17 protein-coding genes are annotated in these 21,156 nt (G+C 73.3%); 3 read left to right on the top strand and 14 right to left on the bottom strand.

Annotated elements, in window-relative coordinates:
* Window positions 1-5: 5 nt before the first annotated feature.
* Entirely contained in the window at window positions 6-1,388 is a 1,383-nt protein-coding gene (locus ACH4RG_RS06535) for a DUF6716 putative glycosyltransferase (RefSeq protein WP_398539198.1), read from the bottom strand.
* A 207-nt stretch (window positions 1,389-1,595) separates the two neighbouring features.
* Between ACH4RG_RS06535 and ACH4RG_RS06530 the strand changes: the two genes are divergently transcribed.
* Both ACH4RG_RS06530 and ACH4RG_RS06525 read left to right on the top strand, forming a co-directional pair.
* On the top strand, window positions 1,596-2,579 hold the full coding sequence (locus tag ACH4RG_RS06530) for a glycosyltransferase family 2 protein (protein ID WP_397929739.1): 984 nt from the start codon (window positions 1,596-1,598) through the stop codon (window positions 2,577-2,579).
* On the top strand, window positions 2,576-3,931 hold the full coding sequence (locus tag ACH4RG_RS06525; RefSeq protein WP_398539197.1) for a polysialyltransferase family glycosyltransferase: 1,356 nt from the start codon (window positions 2,576-2,578) through the stop codon (window positions 3,929-3,931). Before ACH4RG_RS06530 ends, ACH4RG_RS06525 begins: the two co-directional genes overlap by 4 nt.
* A 64-nt stretch (window positions 3,932-3,995) precedes the next feature.
* Here the strand turns inward: ACH4RG_RS06525 and ACH4RG_RS06520 are convergent, their stop codons facing one another.
* The 6 genes from ACH4RG_RS06520 to leuE form a co-directional block, all read right to left on the bottom strand.
* On the bottom strand, window positions 3,996-5,075 hold the full coding sequence (locus tag ACH4RG_RS06520; RefSeq protein ID WP_398539196.1) for an acyltransferase: 1,080 nt from the start codon (window positions 5,073-5,075) through the stop codon (window positions 3,996-3,998).
* Between the two features lie 58 nt (window positions 5,076-5,133).
* A complete protein-coding gene (locus tag ACH4RG_RS06515; protein WP_398539195.1) occupies window positions 5,134-7,485 on the bottom strand; it encodes a polysaccharide pyruvyl transferase family protein in 2,352 nt (783 codons plus the stop codon).
* Entirely contained in the window at window positions 7,482-8,843 is a 1,362-nt protein-coding gene (locus ACH4RG_RS06510) for a hypothetical protein (RefSeq protein ID WP_397920154.1), read from the bottom strand. Before ACH4RG_RS06510 ends, ACH4RG_RS06515 begins: the two co-directional genes overlap by 4 nt.
* Before the next feature lie 70 nt (window positions 8,844-8,913).
* Window positions 8,914-10,296, bottom strand: a complete 1,383-nt coding sequence (locus tag ACH4RG_RS06505) for a polysialyltransferase family glycosyltransferase (protein WP_398539194.1) — start codon at window positions 10,294-10,296, stop codon at window positions 8,914-8,916.
* 3 nt (window positions 10,297-10,299) lie between these two features.
* Entirely contained in the window at window positions 10,300-11,265 is a 966-nt protein-coding gene (locus ACH4RG_RS06500; protein ID WP_398539193.1) for a glycosyltransferase family 2 protein, read from the bottom strand.
* Window positions 11,266-11,423: 158 nt separating this feature from the next.
* Window positions 11,424-12,116: a leucine efflux protein LeuE gene (gene leuE / locus ACH4RG_RS06495; RefSeq protein WP_397920148.1), complete on the bottom strand. Its 693-nt coding sequence runs from the start codon at window positions 12,114-12,116 to the stop codon at window positions 11,424-11,426.
* A gap of 239 nt (window positions 12,117-12,355) precedes the next feature.
* Between leuE and ACH4RG_RS06490 the strand changes: the two genes are divergently transcribed.
* Window positions 12,356-13,408, top strand: coding sequence for a L,D-transpeptidase family protein (locus ACH4RG_RS06490; protein WP_398539192.1), 1,053 nt, complete (start codon window positions 12,356-12,358; stop codon window positions 13,406-13,408).
* A 331-nt stretch (window positions 13,409-13,739) separates the two neighbouring features.
* Here the strand turns inward: ACH4RG_RS06490 and ACH4RG_RS06485 are convergent, their stop codons facing one another.
* The 7 genes from ACH4RG_RS06485 to ACH4RG_RS06455 form a co-directional block, all read right to left on the bottom strand.
* Complete coding sequence (locus ACH4RG_RS06485; protein WP_398539191.1) at window positions 13,740-14,912, bottom strand: hypothetical protein; 1,173 nt, start codon at window positions 14,910-14,912, stop codon at window positions 13,740-13,742.
* Window positions 14,912-15,673 carry an RNA polymerase sigma factor gene (locus ACH4RG_RS06480; protein ID WP_397920142.1) on the bottom strand — a complete coding sequence of 254 codons (762 nt, stop codon included), beginning with the start codon at window positions 15,671-15,673 and terminating at the stop codon, window positions 14,912-14,914. The genes ACH4RG_RS06485 and ACH4RG_RS06480 overlap by 1 nt, the downstream gene beginning before the upstream one ends.
* A gap of 526 nt (window positions 15,674-16,199) precedes the next feature.
* Window positions 16,200-16,868, bottom strand: coding sequence for a potassium-transporting ATPase subunit C (locus ACH4RG_RS06475; protein WP_398539190.1), 669 nt, complete (start codon window positions 16,866-16,868; stop codon window positions 16,200-16,202).
* 6 nt (window positions 16,869-16,874) lie between these two features.
* The gene (gene kdpB / locus ACH4RG_RS06470; RefSeq protein WP_398539189.1) at window positions 16,875-18,989 is read right to left on the bottom strand and encodes a potassium-transporting ATPase subunit KdpB; all 2,115 of its coding nucleotides are present in this window, start codon (window positions 18,987-18,989) and stop codon (window positions 16,875-16,877) included.
* Window positions 18,986-20,650: a potassium-transporting ATPase subunit KdpA gene (kdpA, locus tag ACH4RG_RS06465; RefSeq protein ID WP_397920136.1), complete on the bottom strand. Its 1,665-nt coding sequence runs from the start codon at window positions 20,648-20,650 to the stop codon at window positions 18,986-18,988. Before kdpA ends, kdpB begins: the two co-directional genes overlap by 4 nt.
* Window positions 20,651-20,659: 9 nt before the next feature.
* Window positions 20,660-20,749, bottom strand: a complete 90-nt coding sequence (gene kdpF / locus ACH4RG_RS06460) for a K(+)-transporting ATPase subunit F (protein WP_397920134.1) — start codon at window positions 20,747-20,749, stop codon at window positions 20,660-20,662.
* Window positions 20,746-20,898, bottom strand: coding sequence for a hypothetical protein (locus tag ACH4RG_RS06455; protein ID WP_397920133.1), 153 nt, complete (start codon window positions 20,896-20,898; stop codon window positions 20,746-20,748). The genes kdpF and ACH4RG_RS06455 overlap by 4 nt, the downstream gene beginning before the upstream one ends.
* Window positions 20,899-21,156: the final 258 nt, after the last annotated feature.

Here is a 21,156-nt window from a genome sequence, read left to right as displayed (position 1 = left end):
GGTGGTCACAGCTCGCCCATCCGGCGGATCACGGGGGCGACGCGCTGGACGCCCTGGCGGTAGGCGCCCCGGGCCGCGTTGCGGACGGTTTCGCGCACCGCGCCCCGGACCCGGCCGGGCTCCTGCGGTGCGGCCGCGCCGGGAAGGGGCGTGCCGTCGGGGGCCAGGTGGTGGCGGCCGAGGATGCCGGGGAGGTAGCCGGGGGCGGTGGCGGGTGTGTAGTACGGGGCCAGTGGCGGGAGGCGGCCGTCGTCGAGGAGGGCGGTGACCTTGGCGCGGGCCGTGTCGTAGGCGGTGGTGTACGAGCCGTCGGCGGCGACGCCCTGACCGGCCAGCCACGCCCCGTCGGGCCGGGGCCGGATCCCGCCGTCGAGCCGGTCCCAGGAGGTGAGGAGCCCGGAGCCGACGAAGTGGTGGTTGCCGAGCGTCTCGCGGACGCCGAGGTCGGTGAGGATCGCGGTCGGGATGCGCCGGTGCAGGGACTCCAGCGCGGCCGTCGAGGAGACCGTGACGAGGAGGTCGGTGCGGTCCAGGACCTCGCCCATGTGCCCGTACACCAGGCGGAAGTTGGGCGGCAACCCGCCGGGCAGCCTCTGCGCGAGCTTCTGGTAGGGCAGCTCCTCGATGTGCGTGGTGTGCTCACCGGGCTTGGAGCGCAGCTTGAGCAGCACCTCGCGGCGCGGGTGCAGCCGGGCGTGCTCGACGAGCCGGCGCAGCAGGTACGTGCGGTCGGCGCGGGAGACCGGCACGGAGGGCTGGGCGGCGAACACCACGGTGTCGCGGCCCTCTTCGGGGCTGTACGGGGCTCCGCCCAGGAAGGGCAGGGCGGCCTCCGTGACGGCCGAGGCGTCGGCGCCCACGCCCTCGTACACCGCGCGGAAGCGTTCCGCGTCGTGGGCCGAGTTGGCGAGGACGACGTCCGCGCCGTGGCGGAGCAGGAGCCCGTCGGCGAGCTTCTCGTAGACGACGCCCACGTATCCGGTGACGACGACGGGCCGGCGCGGCAGTCCCAGGGCGGCGAGGCCGTGCAGCATGGCCTGGACGCCGCCGCCGACGAGGGCGAGGACGACGAGGTCGTACCCCTCGTCGCGCACGGTGTGCAGGAACTCGACGGCGGTGACCTCGCGGACCCGCCCGGCGTCGATTCCGACCTCACCGACCTCCGCGAGCTGGCGGGGCGTCGGGGTGGCCCGGCCGCGCAGCAGCAACCCGCTGACCTCGACGGGCCGCGCGTCCGGGCCGTCCGCGTCGGCGGTCAGGCGGCGCGCGGTGAGCGCGCCCCATTTCCACCGGGTGTCGGAGTCGGCGAGGACGGCGACCCGCAGCGCCGGTCGGCGCGCGGCGGGGGTTTCGGCCGGTTCGGCCTCATTGCTGGTACGTGGGGGCACGTCCTAGAAGTTAGGAAGGCATTTCGATGCGCGGCCCAACGTGATGGCAACAGATGGTTAACAGCGAGCCGACGCTTGGGGGCGGCCCCGAAAAGGACCTCAATTCCGGTCCTGGTAAAGGCGATTCACCTGAGAGACAGGCGTTGTTCACCTGCTGGGCGCATGACGGAAAAGGAATGAGCCGACGCCGCACCTAACGTGATGCGCGTGGTTAAGCTCTCCGTCATCGTGCCGTTCTTCAACGTGCAGGCCTACGCGCCCGACACCCTCAGAAGTCTGCGGGCCAACGCCCGCGAGGACTTCGAGTTCCTTCTCGTCGACGACTGTTCGACCGACGAGACCCCCCGGCTGCTGCGCCGGGCCGCCGACGAGATCCCGGGGGCCGTGGTGCTGCGGCACGAGGTGAACGGCGGTCTGGCGACCGCGCGCAACACCGGTCTGGAGGCCGCCCGCGGCGAGTACATCGCCTTCCTGGACGGCGACGACTGGCTGGCCCCCGGGCACTACGAGCGGCTGGTGGCCCGGACCGAGGCGCTGGGCTGCGACTTCGTGCGCACCGACCACGTCCAGGTAAACGGCAGGTCGCGGACCGTTCGTCGGGTGCCGCACGGGCCGCACGGGGTGGTGAGCGACCCCCGGGCCGCGATCCTGCCCGCGCACCGCACCACGTCGGTGGATTACGCGTTCGCCTGGGCGGGCCTCTACCACCGGCGGTTGCTGGACCGGGGGCTGCTGCACTTCGCCGACGGGCTGCGCACGGCCGAGGACCGGCCGTGGATCTGGCGGCTGCACCGGGAAGCGGAATCCTTCGCCGCCCTGGGCCTGCTCAGCCATTTCTACCGGCGCGGGGTGGCCACGTCGCTGACCCAGATCGGCGACGTGCGCCAACTCGACTTCCTGCGCGCTTTCGACCAGGTGATCGCCGAGACGGCCGCCGACCGTGACGCGGACGCTCTGCTGCCGAAGGCCGTACGCACGTACTGCGCGGTCATCGCCCACCATCTGGGATCCCTCGAGAAATTCGAACCCGCCGTCGCCCGCGAACTGAAGTCGCGCGGAACGGCGGCCCTGGGACGCCTGCCGCAGCCGCTGCTGGACGAGGCTCTCGACGCCATGGACGTGACACGGGCGACCCGGCTGCGCAGGCTGCGCCGCCGCCCGGTCGCCGCGAAGGGGGCCTCGACCGCATGACCATCCGGATCTTCCACGCCTCCTCGCCCGCCGCGACGGTGCTGCTCGCCGCGGCGATCGACGCGGGCTGCTTCACCGAGCCCGACCGCCGGATCCTGCTGCTGTCCCGGACGGGGCCGGCCCCGGAGGCCGTCGCCGACGTCTCGGAGACCGCCGGTTTCGAGCGGCTGCGCGCCCGGTTCGACAAGGTCCTCTCCTGGAACGACGCGATCTCCCCCTTCCACCCGGACGGCTGGAACCCCCGGGCCGACGACGCCCCGCTGTGGGAGCGCCACTTCCGGCGCGCCTGGGGTCTCGGCGACGAGGAGCTGGAGCTGGTCGTGGACTCCCCGCACGCCGGTCCCGCCCGCGCCCTCACCCAGATCTTCGCCGGTGTCCCGGTCGATGTGTACGCGGAGGGGCCCGGCGGCTACGGCCCGACCGGGGAGAAGATCCCCCCGCTGACCGGGGTCCGGGTGCGGCGGCTGCTCCATCCGGACCTGGTTCCCGGGGCGCGCCTGTTGCTGCTGGGCGAGCACGGGGTGGAGCAGCGGAGCGTGCCGGCCGAGGCGATCATCAAGGTCGTCGGTGAACTGGCGGACGCCGAGGCGGAGTTGCCCTCCGTCGAGGCGCCCGCGCTGCTGCTCGGGCAGGATCTCGCCGGGTCCGGGCTGATCCCGGCGGCCGAGGAGGCGGAGCTCCGGCTGGAGATGGTGCGCGGGGCCGCGGCCCTCGGCCACCGCCGGCTGGTGTTCGCGCCGGACCCGTACGCGCCGTGGGAGGATCCGGCGGCCCTGCGCGCCGAGGCGGACCGGCTGGGCGTCGAGCTGACCGTGCTGGACACCGCACGGCCCGTCGTGGCCGATGTGCTGCTGCACCGGCTGCGGCCCGCGCTGGTCGTCGGCTGCACCTCGGCCGCCCTGTTCGGGGCGGCCCGGTTCCACGGCCTCCCGGTGGCGGCCGTCGGCACCGGGCTGCTCCTGGAGCGGCTCACCCCGTACGAGAACGCCGAGCGGATACCGGCGACGCTCGCCGACGCCCTGCTGCCGGGGCTCGGTGACGCGGAGGCGGTCGCCGCGCAGCCGCCGTACGGCGGTGCGGAGCTGCCGTACGGCGGTGCGGAGTTGGACGGTCTGCTCGCGGCCGTCGGCTTCGCGATGCGGCCGAGGGTCCGCCCCGATCTGCGTCCGGCGGCCGAGCGCTACCTGTCCACGCATCTGGACGACCGCACCTGGCGCTACTTCAAGCGCCGCCGCCTGGCCTCGCTCGCGCTGCCCGGAGTGGTCCCGGCCCGGCTGGCGTTCCTGCGGAGCAGTCCGGCCCTGCGCCGGGTGGCCCGGCGGGCCAGGGCGTTGCGGAACGGCCGCGGCTGAGAAGCTTGCGGGCGGGCAGGAGCGCGCGGGTCGCGCGCCCCGCCCGTCCCGGTGCGCGGGAGGGTCAGCCCAGCACCTTGCTCGCGCCCGCCCGGCCCCACAGCATGGCCGCGCCGAACGACAGGGCCGTCGTGCCCACCGTGATCCCGACCACGAGCGCCGCGGCGGCCGGGCCGCCCAGGTCCGCCCGGACGAACGCGTCGGTGAGGACGCCGAGCAGGAGTACGTGCACCAGGTAGGCCCCGAACGACGCGTCGGCCAGCCGGGTCAGGGTGGGGCGCAGCCGCTCCGGGACGCGAAGTCCGTGCAGGGAGACCAGGACGCCGCAGCTGAACAGGGCCACCAGGACGTGGGCGTACGGGATCGCGTAGTGCACCTCGTGCTGGTACGCGATCACCCCGGCCAGTCCGGCCGCCGCGAGCAGCAGCCACGGGAGCCGCCTCCGGCCGAACGTCCCGGCCGGAGCGGCGAGCAGCAGCGCCCCCAGCACCGCGTAGATCAGCTGGTACGGCCCGAACGCCCAGCCGAAGCGCGGCAGTTCGCGGCCGGTGGCCTCGGCCAGGTCGCCGAAGAGCGAGGGGGCGGACGCCAGGACCAGCAGGGCCGCGCCGAGGCCCCACGGCCGCTTGCCCGACCTGACCAGCACGACCAGGCCCAGGACCATGATCACGGGGAGGTAGGCGTAGAGGTACCAGAGGTGGTAGGCGGGACGGACCGAGGCGAACACGGAGTCCAGCGCCAGCTCGCCCACCGGGTCGTCGTTGGTTCCGCGCAGCCTGCCCCAGGCGAGGTAGAGCGCTGTCCAGACGGCGAGGGGCACCACGATCCGCACGATGCGCCGCCGCAGCCGCGCGCCGTCCTTCGGCGGGGCCCCGACCAGGACCACCCAGCCGGCGATGGCGAAGAAGAGAGGCACGGCGAAGCGGCCGACGGAGTCGGCGGTCAGACCGGCCCAGTAGGTGTCGGGCCCCTGCGAGGCCGTCCGGTCCACGATGTTCACGAAGGCCGATCCGGCGTGCAGGCCGATCACGCCGACCGAGCAGAGCAGCCGGATCAGGTCGATGTCGTAGCGGTGCTCGCGGACGGGGCGCGGCGTCTCCGGGACCGTCGGCGCCGGGACGGGGGCGGGGGGTGTGGTCGACATGGTCCTCAGGGGGTGGACGGGGCGCACAGCGGGGACACGGACGGGCCGGGGCCGGGCGTCACGCCCGGCCCCCGGGGCGTGCGGCGGGGTCCCGGTCGGCGGCGGGCCTGGGCACGGGAACCGTGCGGCTCGCGCCCGGGTCGCCGAACGGGTCGGGAAGTCCGGTGAGTTCACGCAGCCGGACGAGGTTGTCCCGGGTCACCGACCAGAGCAGCTCCTGCCGGTCGTGGACGTCGGCCACCGCCGCCGGATGGTCGGCCAGGACCGCGCGGGCCCGTTCCGCGAGCCTGGTTCCGAGGGCGCGCTCGTGGACGGAGACGCCCCAGTCGCGCCGGTCGATGTCGGCCAGGAAGTAGGCCAGTTTGGGGTGCGAGACCAGGCTGATGATCGGGGTGCCGCAGCCGAAGGGGATCATTCCGGCGTGCCCGCGCATCCCGATCACCAGCCGGGTGCGCCGGTAGAGGTCCCGAACGGCGTCGTTGGAGAGCAGGTACAGGGGCTCCACGGGGAGTGCGAGGCCGTGCTCCCGGCGCAGGTCGTCGACGAAGCGTTCGTCGGCGGGCATGTGCGCGGCGTAACGGACCTCGGCCGACGCGGACACGGCCCGGATCGCGGCGGCCATCTCCGCGAGGAAGTGCCCGTAGTCGTGGCCGAAGCGGAGCCCGGCCCGGTCGTAGGCGCAGTTGACGAGCACGGTGTCCTCGCGCTCCACCGGTTCGGCGAGGCGGGGGTCGAGGTGGCGGGCGACCGTGGTGGGGCAGGGCTGGTAGCGCACCTTCTCGCGCAGCGGCTCGGGCAGCAGTTCCCTGACCCGGGCGACGGAGCCGTGGTTGCGCAGCCCGAAGAACGCGGACCGCTCGACCAGGGCCCGCAGGGAGGCCGCGAACCGCTCGCGGCGGTAGCGCTGGCCGTCGAAGACGTTGTAGCCGACGGCGAAGACCGCCAGCGGGGCGGTGATCCGGGCGAGGACGTCGTCGGGGATGTTCCACTGCCAGCCGCTGTTGCCGTTGGGCGCGGTGTCGGGGAGGAAGAGCCCGCCGCCGCCCACGATCACCGCCCGCCGGGCGTTGAGGCGTTCGAGGGAGGCCTCGTCGACCAGCAGGTGCGCGTGCTGCTGGTGCCAGCGTTCCGGGCCGGTGTCGGCGGTGAAGCAGCTGCGGACCGCCTCGGGCAGCACCTTGTCGCCCGCGTTCTCGTCGCCGTCCGCGAACAGGGCTACGTGGGCGAGCTGTTCGGCGGGCCGGGTGCTGACGGGCTGGCGCTCGGTCGCGGCCAGTTGGGCCGTACGGGCGTACCAGGCACGGCAGTTGGCGTCGGTCGGGTCGGTTCCGAGGCCCGCGAGCGCATAGCCGCGGGCGTCCTCGGTGCGGCCCAGCAGCCAGGCCAGCCGGGCCAGTTGCCCGAAGGCTCGGGGTGCGAAGTCCGGCGAGGCGGTCGCCAGCAGCAGGTGCGTCTCGGCCTCCTCGTACCGGGACAGCGCCATCAGGCAGACGCCGAGCGTCTCGTGGCAGCGCGGCAGGTCGGGGCGGCCCGCGACGGCCTCGCCCAGCAGGGCGACGGCCTCGTCGTGCCGGCCGCGTCCCCGGTGGATCTCGGCGAGCTGCCGGACCAGGTCGATCGGCGGCCGGGGCACGGAGGGGAGGGGGAGCGCGAGGTGCGGCAGCAGATCGGGGTGCTTGGGGCCGGGCAGGGCGAGGTAGGCGGCCCGGAACGCCTCGTCGTCCAGGTCGAAGCGCGCCCTGGCCGCCTGGGCGGGGGCGAAGCCGGTACGGGTCGCGGGAACGCCCGCGAAGTTCAGGACGACGACGTCCTCGGGGACCGGCAGGTCGTCGTGGAGCCGCCGCGCCCGGAAGTCGTCGCGGGAGTCCAGGGGTACGAGGAGTGCTGCCGGGATGTCCTTCGCCGCGGGCGGCACCGGGCCGAGGTCCTGGCGCTGGATCACCAGCAGCCCGTCGTCGGGGACGCCTCCGCACGGGTCCGGGGCACCGTCGGGTCCGGGGCGCGGCACGGCGGCCACGCCCGTACGGAGTCGCAGCAGGGCGTCCAGCCGGCCGAGGACGACCATGGCGGGGGTGAGGGCGACCACCGTGTCGTAGCCGTCGAGGCGGAACACGTCGTCGCGTCCGCCGGCCGGGCGCGGGATCAGCCGGGGGTGCAGTCGGCGCGCGGTGCCGAAGGCGGCGTCCGGCAGACCGGGGTGCAGGACGACGACGTCCTCGCAGAGGGCCGGGTCGCTCAGCGCGAGGCTGCGCAGGAGGGCGTGGAGCCCGGGCAGTTCGTCCGCGTCGGCGACGTACACGGCGAAGGCGATCCGGCGCTTCCCGGTGACGGCGCGGCGGTCGTCGGCGGCGGCGGTCGCCGTGGCCACGGGGCCGGTCGCGGAACCGGGCGTGGAGTCGTTCGTCGTCATCTCAGGGTGATCCTCACCGCGGTGTCGTCCGTGTTCGCGGTCCGTGTCCCGACCCATTCCCGTTCGCGCGGGGACAGGGCAGCCGGTCCTTCGAACCCGATGAGGTCCACCCGGGCCGGGGTGCCCAGGAAGTCGAGGAGCCGCAGCACGGTGTACGCGGTGCTCGCGGGTCCCGCGCCGCCGGGCTCCTCGCCGAGCAGCGCCGGGTCGTGCAGCGGGCGGCGCAGTGTGGCGTCGCCGACGCGGTCCTGGGCGCCGGGGACGAGCCGACTGCGCAGGGCGAGCCGCCAGTGCGGGAGCGGGTCGCCGAAGACCAGCCGGGCGCCCGCCCGCCGGTCCCAGCGGGGGCCCTTCCACGGGGTGTCGCCGCGCAGGGTGCAGGCGTGCAGGTCGGTGCGGGCGGCCGGGGCGGTGTGGCGTGCCTCGTCGCAGCGCACGACGAGGTCGTAGCCCAGGATCAGGGCGGCCAGTGGGCTGCCGGGCCGCCGCTCCTGCTCGGCGGTGCGCGGGGTGTCGGCGACCAGGCACACCGTGCGGCCCGCGACGAGCCGGCGCAGACCGGGTACGCCGATGGGCTCGGCCCCGCCCAGCAGGGGGTCGGCCATCGGGTCGCGGTCGGAGAGCCGGCGGTGCTCGGCGTAGAGCGCGGCGAGCCGGCGCACCGCCGGGTCCCCGGCCCCGTGTTCGGCGGTACGGAGCCGGACGAGGTCGGTGAAGGCGGCGCGGGCCTCGGCGGCGGGCAGGTGGCGCGACAGGCGAACGGCGGCACGGGAAGCCTCCCTGTCCGCGCCCGACGCCTCCGTGTCGGGGGCCCCCGCCCGGAACAGTGCCAGCGCCTCGTCGATGCGGTCCCCCGCGGCGCGGAGGGTGGCGATCCTGCGTTCGACGTCGCGGGAGGCGGCGGTGTTCTGCTGGAGCGCGAGGTGGCGTTCGTACGCGGTGATCGCCTCCTCGCCCCGACCGAGCGCGTCCAGGGCGTCGCCGCGCAGCCGCCAGGCGCCCTTGGAGCGGGCGCGCAGGGCGGTCGCCTCGTCGGCGAGGGCCAGGGCGAGGCGGGCCTCGGCCTCGCCCCCGCTGTCCAGGGCCTGCTGCCCGGTCCGCAGCAGCGCGTCGAAGGCGTCGGCGCCCGGCGTGGAGCACGCGGTGGTCAGGGCGCCGATCGACGCGATGAGCCGGGTGCGGCGGGCGTCGGTGAGGGGGCCGGCGGCGGCGAGGGCGGCGAGGTGGTCGCCGCAGAGCCGCAGGGCGGCCAGGAGCGCCGGGTCCGGTCCGCCGCCGGGGCGTCCCGGAGCCGGTGTTCCCGGCCGCCCCGCCAGGGCACGTACTGACGTGAGCAGCCCGGTGAGGGTCTGGCCCATGCTCGTTCCGCCGTTCTGTGAGTCGGGCTGTGGGTCGGACACCGGCCCGGGTCCGCGCCCCGGCCCCGGGTCAGAGGCCCAGAGTGCTGCGGGTGCGCCGTACGGTGCGGCGCAGCCGGACCGCCGCTCCCCGGGGGCCGCCGCCGGGCAGGGTGAGGCTCTGGAGGCGGCGGCGTTTGAAGTAGTACTGGGTCGTGGGGTCGAGCCGCTCCCGCAGCCAGGTCTCGGCGTCGGGGCGCAGCCCGGGGTTGAGCTTGGCCTGCATGCAGTAGCCGACGGTCCTCACCAGCGGGGCGAGAGTGTCCGGGGCGGTGCGCGGCAGCAGGGGGACGGCCCCGGCGCCGTGCGCGTCCAGGTCGGGCACGAGGTGGTCGGTGATCGTCAGCGGGACGCGGTTGCTGTTCTCGTACGGGGTGATGCGGTCGAGGACCAGGCGGGTGCCGACCCGGGCGACGGGGATGCCGTAGTAGGCGGCGGCGGTGAACATCGCGGTGGAGAAGCAGCCGACGACCAGAGTGGGCGCGCACCGCTCGTACAGCGTCTCCGCGAGCAGCGGGCCGTCCAGGGTGGTGAGCCGTACGCCGGCCTCGGCGGCGGCCTCGTCCAGGGCGCGGGAGTAGCCGGCCGGCGCGGTGGGGTGCGGCTTGAAGAGGATGGAGGTGTGCCCGGCGCGGGCGGCTCCCCGCAACATCCGCACGTGCAGGTCCTCTTCCTCCTCGGGGGTGAGGATGTTGAGGGCGGCGAGGTACTGGCCGAGCAGCATCGCGGTGGGGGCGGCGGCTGCGGCGGCGGCGAGCTGCTTGTCCCCGTCGGCGGCGGCGGCGATCTCGGAGAGGACGGCGCGGAAGGCGTCGTCGGGGACGAGTTCCGGTTCGACGCCGGCCTCGGCGAGGAGGAGCGGGCGCAGCCCGGTGACCAGGTCGAGGTGGAGGACGCGCCGGATGCGGCAGGCGATGGACTGCGGCAGCCGGTTGCGGGTGGGGCCGTAGCTCATCAGACCGTCGGCGTAGACGTGGACGGCGCTCTCGGAGAAGATCGCGGCCAGTGCGCGGGCCGGGTTGACCTGGATGGACTCGACGGCCAGGTCGACGGGGGCGTCGGGGGCGATGTCCCAGGCCAGGCGGAAGGCCCGCTGCCACAGGACGGTCTCCTCGGAGCGGGGGCCCCAGCCGCTGGGGTGGTGCGGGCTGATCGCCTCGTTCCAGTCGACGACGGCGTCGAAGCGGGCGGCGAGGGAGCCGTAGCCGCGCATCTCCTCCAGGCGCAGGGCCGTTTCGGGCACGGCCGCGTTGTTGGAGACCAGCAGGACGCGGTGGCTGTCGGTGGCCCGGCCGAACTGTCCGGCGTCGAGCGCGGCGGCGAGGGTGGCCGCCCCGTACAGGGTGGACACCTGGAAGATCTGGGTGCGCGGGAGCGTACGTACGGACGTGGGTACGGGTGTGGGTACGGGCATCGGTCAGGCGGCCTTCTGCTTGGTGCGCAGACGGCTGAGGAGCGTGCCGCGCTTGTCGTCGATCATCGTCAGGGTGCGGTCGAGCACGTCCTGCGGCATCCGGTGCAGTGCGGCGGACGACTCGGAGCGCAGCCGCCGGGCGGTGGCGGGCTCGTAGTCGTCGGCCTTCTCGTTGTGGAAGGCGATCATCGCGCAGTAGGTGCGGACGGCCTTGGGCAGCAGGGTCTTCGCGTCCCGGTCCGTGCGCAGCTGGTCGAGCAGCGTGTCGTAGGCGGGGAAGAAGTCGAGCTGGCGGGAGTCCTTGATCTGGGTCAGGGAGGTGGTGACCCCGCGCCGGTAGAAGACGCCGTACAGACCGAGCGACGCGTAGGTGCGGGCGCGCAGATGGAGCTGCCAGATCCACAGCCGGTCCTCGGCGGTGCGCAGTTCGGTGGCGAAGCGCTGGGCGCCCTCGGCGAAGAGCCGCCGGTGGTAGATCCCGGCCCAGACGAACGGGTAGTCGACCATGGTCTCTCGCTCGGGCGCCCCGATCCCGTCGCGGGGGTCGAGCAGGGTGTCCCGGAGGGGCGCGGGGGCGCGCCGCACGACGCGGGTGGTGCCGGTGGACTGGACGTGGTCGGTGCGGGCGAAGTCGCAGTCGAGGCCCTGGGCGGCGCGCACCAGCCGGTCCAGATGGCCGGGGGCGTACCAGTCGTCGCCGTCGAGGAAGGTGAGGTAGTCGCCCTCGGCTGCGTCGATGCCGCTGTTGCGGGCGGCCGCGATGCCGACGTTCGTACCGTGTCGGATCACCCGGGTGCGCGGCAGCCGCTCGGCCCAGTGGTCGACGATGTCCTGCGTGCCGTCGGTGGACGCGTCATCGACCAGCAGGAACTCGATGTCCGGGTCCGCGTTGCGGGCCAGACTGCCCAGCGTGGTCGGTGCGTAGGCCGCGACATTGTGGAGCGGTACGACAACGGACAGTTTCGGCACGCGTGCCCTCGCCTTCGATCATGGTCCCGACAACCTAGTGAGACGGCGGGAGGATCGGGTGACGCCCGCCACGACAGCGGGTGAACTCTGCGCGTCGGCGGAGTGACCGGGCCCGCGCTCAACGTCGGCTAAAGGCCCGGCACCGCTGAGGGCCGGAGCTACACGCTGCTGAACGAGAGCTTGGCCGCGAACCCGAGGAACAGGACGCCCGCCGCGGAGGTGGCCCCCGCCGACAGGCGCTTACGGCGGCGGAAGGCGGCGGCCAGGCGGGTGCCGCCGAAGATCAGCACGGAGAGGTACGCGAAGCTGGCGAGCTGGAGCAGTGTGCCGAGCACCAGGAACGACAGCGCCGGGTAGGCATAGCTCGGATCGACGAACTGGACGAAGAAGGAGATCAGGAAAAGGATCGCCTTCGGGTTGATCAGGCTGACCACCAGGGCCCGGCGGTAGGGCCTCTCCACGGGGGCCGTCGCCCCCGGAGTCCCGGCCGCGCCTGCCGCCCCGGCGGCGTCCACCGTCTCCGCCAGTTCGGCGGTACGCCGGTGCCGCTCGCGCCACAGCGACACGGCCGCCCGCAGCATCCCGATGGCCATCCAGGTCAGATAGGCCGCGCCCGCGTACTTGACGATCGCGAAGAGCAACGGCGTGGTCTGGAGCAGGGAGGCGGCGCCGAGCGCGGAGAGCGTCATCAGGATCGCGTCCCCGGTCCAGACCCCCGCGGCGGCCGAATAGCCGGTGCGCACGCCGCGACGGGCGGCGACGGAGAGCACGTACAGCGAGTTCGGCCCCGGCAGAAGAACGATCAGCGCCAGACCGGCGAGATAGGTCGGAAGATCGGTGACACCCAGCATGGACGGAGTCTCGCACGCCCGTACGGGGTGTCGTCCAGGGGGTTTCACCAGGCGGTTCCGGTGGTCCGACGGCACCCGGGAGAGAAGCGCGCCGTGCGGGCGGACGCGGCCATGATCGGCCCGACGACCCCTCGGGGGCTGGACGCGCGGCCGGGGTCCGACGGAGGATTCGGTGACCGGGCCGGGCGGGAGTTCCGTACAGGAGGCGCCGGGCAGGCGGTGAGCCAGGGGGACCGAGCATGGCGGAGACGAACAGCGGGTGGGACGGCCGGGGAGCGAGCGGCCCGGACGGGACGCGGTCGTCGGAGGCGATCCCGGGGCCGGGGCCCGGGCCGGGGCCGGGGCCGCACATGGCCGCCGAGCGGTGTGCGGACGGGCGGATCCGGGGGCGTCGCGTCGCCGCCGCTTCCCTCGTCGCGCTGGCCGCCCTCGCGACGGGATGCGAACCCGGGACCGCCGAAGGGGCGCAGGATGTGCCGCCGCCGGTGCGTGCCACGCGGGCGGCCGAGCCGACCCCGAGTCCCTTCCTCACGGCCCCCGCCCCCGCGACCGAGGACGCGAAGCCGCGCACCGCGCCGCCGCCCGGTCCGTCGGCGTCCACCGCCGACCCGGCCCCGCCGAAGGCCAGGCCGGTCCCGGAGCCGAGCTCCGCACCGCGGCCGCGCGTCCTGATGCGCACGGGGTCCGAGGGCGACCAGGTGCGGGAACTCCAGGCCCGGCTCCGCCAGATCGGCCACTTCGGGCGCAACCCCACCGGCTACTACGGCTCCGTCACCGCCGACTCCGTCCGGTCCTTTCAGGCCAAACGGCAGCTGCCGGTCACCGGAGGCACCGACGCGGTCACCTGGCAGCGGCTGCTGGCCATGACCCGGGCGCCGACGGCCGCGGAGCTGGACCCGCCGACCGAGCGGCCGGTGGCCGCGCCGGACGAACGGTGCCTGAAGGGCCGGGTCCTGTGCATCAGCAAGAAGAGCCGGACCCTGGCGTGGATGAACGACGGCAGGGTCGTCTCCGCGATGGACGTGCGCTTCGGCTCGGAGTACACGCCCACCCGGGAGGGCGTGTTCGAGGTGTTCTGGAAGTCCCGCGACCACGTGTCGACGCTCTACGACACCCCGATGCCGTACGCCCTGTTCTTCAGCGGCGGCCAGGCGGTCCACTACTCCGCCGACTTCGCGGCCAACGGCTACGGCGGAGCCTCGCACGGCTGCGTCAACGTGCGGGACGAGAAGAAGGTCGCGGCACTGTTCGACCAGGTGAAGAACGGCGACAAGGTCGTCGTCTCCTGGTGATCCGGTACGAGGCGGTCCGGGCCCACAGGTGATCCGGCGTACGGCCGGCATGAGAGGGAAGAGGGCGCGGGCGGGACCGGGGGAACGTGTCCCGCCCGCGCCGATGCGCTGAGCCGAGGGTACGGGGGGAACCCCGGCTCGTTGCGCGGCCGATGACCAGTCGGCTCACTCTGTACTGCGCCCGGCCTCCGAAAAACGTCACACCCGGCCGCACTGCCCGCTCGCGAGACGCCGGGAATCGCAGGTCAGCGGGTGGTTCGGGGCCAGCGGCGACCGGTCCGGATCAGCAACGGGCGGTTCAGTCAATCAGCGGGGGCGGCGGTTCAGGTCGTCAACGGGCGTGCGCGGAGGCCACGCCGGAGCTCTTCGGGAGCGGCGTAGCCTCGGCGTCCGTCCCGGCGCCGGCCTCCGGGTCCACGCCGGAGCGGGGTACGGGATGGAAGGAGACGGGCGGCAGCGAGCCGTCGTCACCGTCGCCCGGCCCGTTCTGACCGTCGTCGTCACCGTCACCGGAACCGCCGTTCCCGCCGTTCCCGCCACTCCCACCGTTTCCGCCGTTTCCACCATTCCCGCCGTTTCCACCATTCCCGCTGCTGCCGCCGCCGCTGCCGCCGAGGAGGCGGTCGCAGAAGTGCTCCAGGTTCTTCTCGCCCTTCGCGAACCGGATCAGCTGCCGTCGGCTCCGGTCGTCCAGGCTGCCGTCGCGGAAGGCCTTGCAGGCCTTGACGGACTGCTCGTACCAGTTCCCGGACGTCGTGTCGTCGCCGGGGCCGCCGGGCTTCTCCTCCTGGCCCGCGCCGCCGCCGGCCGTCTTCTCGCGGCCGTCGCCGCCCGGCTTGTCCGGGCTGCCCGGGTGATCCTCGCCGGGCTCCCGGCCGGTGTCGCCGGTTCGCGCGCCGTCGGGGCGCTCGGGCCCGTCGGACTTCCGGGTCGAGGGCGAGGAGGGCTCCCCCGACGCGTCGGGCGGGGGCGGGTGCGCCGGGGACGACGGCTCGTCCGCGTGCCCGCCGGAGATCAACGGGCCCGGGGTCACGGCGGCCGACACGGAGGTGGCCGGCGCGGGCGAGTCCTGTCCGCCGAACGCTCCGGTGAACACACCGGTGCCGGCGGCCACCGCCACCCCGCCGAGCGCACAGCCCGCGAGCGAGGCGACCAGGCCGAAACGGACCGGCCGGCTCCAGCGCGGGCGGCGGGCCGGGGCGGCGGGGGCGGAGCCGATGTGGACGGCGCGCAGCAGACCGGGCCGGCCGGGGACGGCGGTGGAGGGGCCGGCGAGCCGGTCCACGCCGCTGCCGTGACCGGCCTGCCGGAACGCGGCGAGGACCGCTTCCTCGCCGGGGAGTTCGTCTGCCGGAAGCCGGGACCCGCCGCGGGCCGCGCCGAGTGCTTCGGCGAGCCGGAAAGCGTCGGTGCGTGCCTCGTCGCCGACGGGGACGACCGGTTCGCCACGGAGCAATCTCTCCGCCGCGTCCTTGTCAAGCCAGTCGTAGTGCTCGTCGGCCATCACATGTCCTTCTGCGTCCACGGTCGCGAATGCGTCACACCGGGAGTGACCCCGGCGGGCGCCACCGGACCGCTCCGCGCGGGTCGCTGCGCGGGTACGGCACCGAGGCCTGCGCCACCTGCCGCCCCCCGGCCCGCGCCGTCGTCGCCGCCCCGCGCCGGGCCCGGGGAGTCGTCCACGGGGTCGCCGTCCGCCCGGTTCGCCCCGGGATGCTCCGCGCTGAGGAGCTCGGCCAGGCGTTTGAGGCCCCGGTGGGCGGCGGTGCGTACGGCGCCGGGCCGCTTGCCGAGGGTCCGCGCCGCGCTCTTCGCGTCGAGCCCGACGACCACCCGGAGCACGACGGCCTCGGCCTGGTCCTGCGGCAGCTGGGCGATGAGGGACATGGTGCGGTCCGTGTCCAGGGCCTCGATGGCGTCGCCCGCGGTGTCGGACTCGGCGGCCCGCGCGGTCAACTCGGTCTCGTCGCCGCCGATCGCGGGGCGGCGGCTGCGCATCCGCAGATGGTCCAGCGAGCGGTTGCGCGCGATCCGGGCGGCCCAGCCCCGGAACCGGTCGGCGTCACCGCTGAACCGGCCGAGGTCGCGCGCTATCTGCAGCCACGCCTCGGACGCCACGTCCTCGGCGTCCGGCTCCCCGACCAGCGTCCGTATGTAGCCCAACAACCGTGGCTGCACCGCGCGGTACACAGCACGGAAGGCGTCCTCGTCCCCGTCCTGTGCCGCGAGCACCGCGGCGGTCAGCTCCGCGTCGTCCCCCAGCACTCCCTCAACCCGCTCTGCCGTCCTCGATCGCAGCTGGTCAACTGCTGCGCAACCCTGCGCGAACCAGCACGCTACGTGCTCGGTGGGGGCCACGTCCACGACTTGTACAACCCGCAACAATTCGTCGGCCGACTCACGGTGTGACAGAAAACGCAGTCATGGCGCAGAGATGAGTACGGGGTCGTGCTGCGACCCCGTGGAAGACGGCCGGGGCCTCTCCTGTGGGGGGTGGCGGCCCCGGTCGTCGCTCCTCTTCGTCCAACGCCCCGACCCGGGGCTGCCCGGCGCGCGGACCTCCGAGCGACCGACGCGGGGCGACCGGCACCGCACGGATTCCGCCGGGCCGGTCGACCCTCCCTGGACTGCCCGGGTGAACACCGCGTCGCGACCCGCCTCCGGCACACGGCCGCCCGGCTCCGGGTCCCCGGGGCCTCTCGTCGAACTCCCGTCTGCCCCGCGGTGCCATGCACGCATCCGACCCCGCAGGGCCGCCCTCCGGGCGACGACGGAAGTTGGACGACAGCGCCTAGCGGCTCAGGTCCCTGAGCGCGGTGTTCAGCTCCAGGACGTTCACCCGGGGCTCGCCCATGAAGCCGAGCAGCCGGCCGGAGGTGTGATCGGCGACGAGATCCTCCACCTCCTTGACGTCGAGGTTGTTCCTCTCGGCGACCCGGTGCACCTGGAGTGCGGCGTACGCGGGTGAGATGTCGGGGTCCAGACCGGAGCCGGAGGAGGTGACGGCGTCGGCCGGCACGTCCGCGGGCTTCACCTGGTACGTGGGGGTGGAGTTGTCCTTGATCACGGCGGCCTTGGCTTCGGTCACCCACCGGACCAGTTCCTCGTTGTCGCCGGAGCGGTTGGTGGCCCCGGAGAGGATCAGGGAGTACCGCGTGTTGACGCTGTTGCTGCCGAGGCCGTTGGAGGGGCGCGGCTGGAACCACCTCAGGTCCGGGGCGGGTGACTCCTCGCCGTCCTCGGTCGGGAGGTCGTACCGCTGGCCGATGAGGGAGGAGCCGACGACCTGCCCGCTCCTGTCCTTGATCTCGGAACCATTGGCCTGGTCTTTGAACAGGGCCTGGGCGACGCCCGTGACGGCGAGCGGGTAGATCACCCCGCACACCAGGGTGAGGACGAGAAGGGCTCGCAGGCCGGCCCCGAGCACGCGCGCGATGCCGCTGACGGAGTTGTTGGTCATGGCGGATCAGCCGATTCCGGGAAGGAGGGAGAGGAGCAGGTCGATGATCTTGATGCCGACGAAGGGGGCGACGATGCCGCCGAGTCCGTAGACGCCAAGGTTGCGCCGCAGCATCCGGTCCGCGCTCGCGGGCCGGTAGCGCACGCCCTTGAGGGCGAGGGGCACCAGCGCGACGATCACCAGGGCGTTGAAGATGACCGCGGACAGGATCGCGGACTCGGGCGAGGTGAGCCCCATGACGTTGAGCCGGTCCAGCGACGGGTACGCCACGGCGAACATGGCGGGGATGATCGCGAAGTACTTCGCGACGTCGTTGGCGATGGAGAAGGTGGTCAACGCCCCTCGGGTGATGAGGAGTTGTTTGCCGATCTCGACGATCTCGATGAGTTTGGTGGGGTTGGAGTCGAGGTCCACCATGTTCCCGGCCTCCTTGGCGGCCGAGGTTCCGGTGTTCATCGCCACGCCGACGTCGGCCTGGGCCAGGGCGGGTGCGTCGTTGGTGCCGTCGCCGGTCATCGCGACGAGCTTGCCGCCGGCCTGTTCCCGCTTGATGAGGGCCATCTTGTCCTCGGGCGTCGCCTCGGCCAGGAAGTCGTCGACCCCGGCCTCCTCGGCGATCGCCTTCGCGGTCAGCGGGTTGTCACCCGTGATCATGACCGTACGGATGCCCATGCGGCGCAGCTCGTCGAACCGCTCCCGCATCCCCTCCTTGACCACGTCCTTGAGGTGGACGACCCCGAGGACCCGAGCGCCGTCCGCGTCCTCCACCGCCACCAGCAGCGGCGTACCGCCGGCCTGGGAGATGCGGTCGGTGAGCGCCTGCGCGTCCGGGGAGACGCTGCCGTCGCGCTCCTTCACCCAGGCGATGACCGAGCCGGTCGCGCCCTTGCGGACCTTGCGCCCGTCCAGGTCGACGCCCGACATCCGGGTCTGCGCGGTGAACTCCACCCACGCGGCTCCGGTCAGCTCCCCCCGGTTCCGCTCCCGCAGCCCGTACTTCTCCTTGGCGAGCACGACGATCGACCGGCCCTCCGGGGTCTCGTCGGCGAGCGAGGAGAGCTGCGCCGCGTCCGCGAGCGCGCCCTCGGTGACGCCCTCGACCGCGAGGAACCCGGCCGCCTGGCGGTTGCCCAGGGTGATGGTTCCGGTCTTGTCGAGGAGCAGCGTCGACACATCGCCCGCGGCCTCGACCGCGCGCCCCGACATGGCCAGGACGTTGCGCTGCACCAGGCGGTCCATGCCCGCGATGCCGATCGCGGACAGCAGGGCCCCGATCGTGGTGGGGATCAGGCACACCAGCAGGGCGGCGAGCACGATCAGCGACGTCTGGTCGTCGGCGCCCGCGTGGATCGCGAAGGGCTTCAGGGTGACGACGGCCAGCAGGAAGACGATCGTGAGGGACGCCAGCAGGATGTTCAGGGCGATCTCGTTGGGCGTCTTCTGCCGGGAGGCGCCCTCCACCAGGTTGATCACGCGGTCGATGAAGGTCTCGCCGGGCTTCGTCGTGATCCTGATGACGACGCGGTCGGACAGCACCTTCGTACCGCCGGTGACGGCCGAGCGGTCGCCGCCGGACTCGCGGATGACCGGGGCGGACTCGCCGGTGATCGCGGACTCGTCGACGGAGGCGACGCCTTCCACGACATCGCCGTCACCGGGGATGGTGTCGCCGGCCTCGCAGACCACCAGGTCCCCGATGCGCAGGTCCGTCGCCGCGACCCGCTCCTCGTCGGGGCCGATGACCCGGCGGGCGATGGTGCCGGTCCTGGCCTTGCGCAGGGTGTCGGCCTGGGCCTTGCCCCGTCCTTCGGCGACCGCTTCGGCGAGGTTGGCGAAGACGGTGGTCAGCCAGAGCCAGGCGGTGATCGCCCAGCCGAACCAGTCGGTCGGGTCGGTGAGCGCCAGCACGGTGGTGACCACGGAGCCGACCAGCACGACGAACATCACCGGCGACTTGACCATCACGCGCGGATCGAGCTTGCGCAGGGCGTCCGGGAACGACTTCAGCAGCTGCTGGGGGTCGAACAGCCCGCCGCCGACCCGGTTGGCGGCCCCGTGGCCGTCTGCCGGCGGTATGTCTCCGTGCGGCGCGCGCGTGGGGGTGGGCGTGACGGTGCTCATGAGGCGAGCCCTTCGGCGAGCGGACCCAGCGCCAGGGCCGGGAAGTAGGTGAGTCCGGCGATGATGAGGATCGTGCCGACGAGCAGCCCCGAGTAGAGGGGCTTGTCGGTGCGCAGCGTGCCCGCGGTCCCGGGCACCGGCTGCTGCCCGGCGAGCGAGCCGGCCAGGGCCAGGACGAACACCATCGGCAGGAACCGGCCGAGCAGCATCGCGATGCCGATGGTCGTGTTGAACCACTGGGTGTCGGCGTTGAGCCCGGCGAAGGCGGAGCCGTTGTTGTTGGCGCCTGAGGTGTAGGCGTACAGAATCTCGGAGAAGCCGTGCGCACCCGAGTTGGTCATCGAGTCGGCGGGGGTCGGCAGGGCCATGGCGACGGCGGTGAAGCCGAGCACGAGGGCCGGGGTGACGAGGATGTAGCAGGCCGCGAGCTTGATCTGGCGGGTGCCGATCTTCTTGCCGAGGTACTCCGGGGTGCGTCCGACCATCAGCCCGGCGATGAACACCGCGATGATCGCCATGATCAGCATGCCGTAGAGGCCGGAGCCGACACCGCCGGGAGCGATCTCGCCGAGCTGCATGCCGAGCATGGTGATGCCGCCGCCGAAACCGGTGTACGAGGAGTGGAAGGAGTTCACCGCGCCGGTCGAGGTCAGGGTCGTGGCGACCGCGAACATCGACGAGCCGGCGATCCCGAAGCGGGTCTCCTTGCCCTCCATGGCCCCGCCCGCGATCTCGAACGCGGGTCCGCGGTGGGCGAACTCGGTCCACATCATCAGCGCCGTGAAGCCGACCCAGATGACGGCCATCGCGCCGAGGATCGCGTACCCCTGCCTCAGCGATCCGACCATCCGGCCGAAGGTCCGGGTCAGCGCGGACGGAATCAGCAGGATGAGGAAGATCTCGAACAGGTTCGACAGGGGGTCGGGGTTCTCGAAGGGGTGGGCGGAGTTGGCGTTGAAGTAGCCGCCGCCGTTGGTGCCCAACTCCTTGATGGCCTCCTGGGAGGCGACCGCGCCGCCGTTCCACTCCTGCGTACCGCCCGTGAACTGTCCGACCTGGTGGATGCCGGAGAAGTTCTGGATCGCCCCGGCGGCGACCAGGACGATCGCGCCGATCACCGAGATCGGGACCAGGATGCGGACGGTCCCGCGCACCAGGTCGGCCCAGAAGTTGCCGAGGTCGCCCGTGCGCGACCGGGCGAAGCCGCGTACGAGTGCCACCGCCACGGCCATGCCGACGGCCGCGGACAGGAAGTTCTGCACCGCGAGCCCGCCGGTCTGCACGACGTGGCCCATGGCCTGTTCGCCTGCGTACGACTGCCAGTTGGTGTTGGCGACGAAGGACGCGGCGGTGTTGAACGCCTGGTCCGGGTCGATCGAGGAGAAGCCGAGCGAACCGGGCAGCGAGCCCTGCGCCCTTTGCATCAGGTACAGGAAGAGAACGCTCACCGCCGAGAAGGCGAGCACTCCGCGCAGATAGGCGGGCCAGCGCATCTCGGCGGTCGGATCGGCGCCGATGGCCTTGTATATCCACTTCTCCGGTCGGTGGTTCTTCTCGGAGGAGTAGACCCTGGCCATGTAATCGCCCAGCGGGCGGTAGGCGAGGGAGAGGGCGGCGATCAGGGCTGTGAGCTGGAGCAGACCAGCGACCTGGGCAGTCATTTCCTTGACTCAGAACCTCTCCGGGTAAAGGAGAGCGAGGATGAGATATCCGAGCAGGGACACGGCCACGACGAGGCCGACGACGTTTTCGGCGGTCACAGCTTGGTCACCCCCCGGGCGACGAGAGCCACCAGCGCGAATACCGCGATCGTGGTGGCGACGAAGGCCAGATCGGCCATCGCGAGCTCCTGATTGACGTGAGGAAGAAAATCGGCCGTTTGGCCGACACGAGCAAACCTCGAATTCATCAGGGTGATAAGCCGCCTTGACGGGGTCCATACGAATACCGGGAAACCCTTGACGCCGATCTGACGCGGCCGACCGGGCCGTGCGCACGCGGCCGTACGCCCACGGGGCCCAAGCACTGTCGGGGCAGCCCGCAGGCGCCGATGTCGGGCCGCCGGAGGTCGTCCTGTGTCGCGCACCGGATCAGCAGGCGTGCCGTGCCCTCGCACACCGCGACGACCGGCGTCCGGCCGCGCGACGTCGAAGCCCTGACCGTCCCG

Source organism: Streptomyces sp. NPDC021019 (genome assembly GCF_044333295.1).
GTDB lineage: Bacteria > Actinomycetota > Actinomycetes > Streptomycetales > Streptomycetaceae > Streptomyces.
The sequence above is the reverse complement of the archived record's forward strand: the minus strand, read 5'-3'. Positions and strand labels throughout refer to the sequence as shown.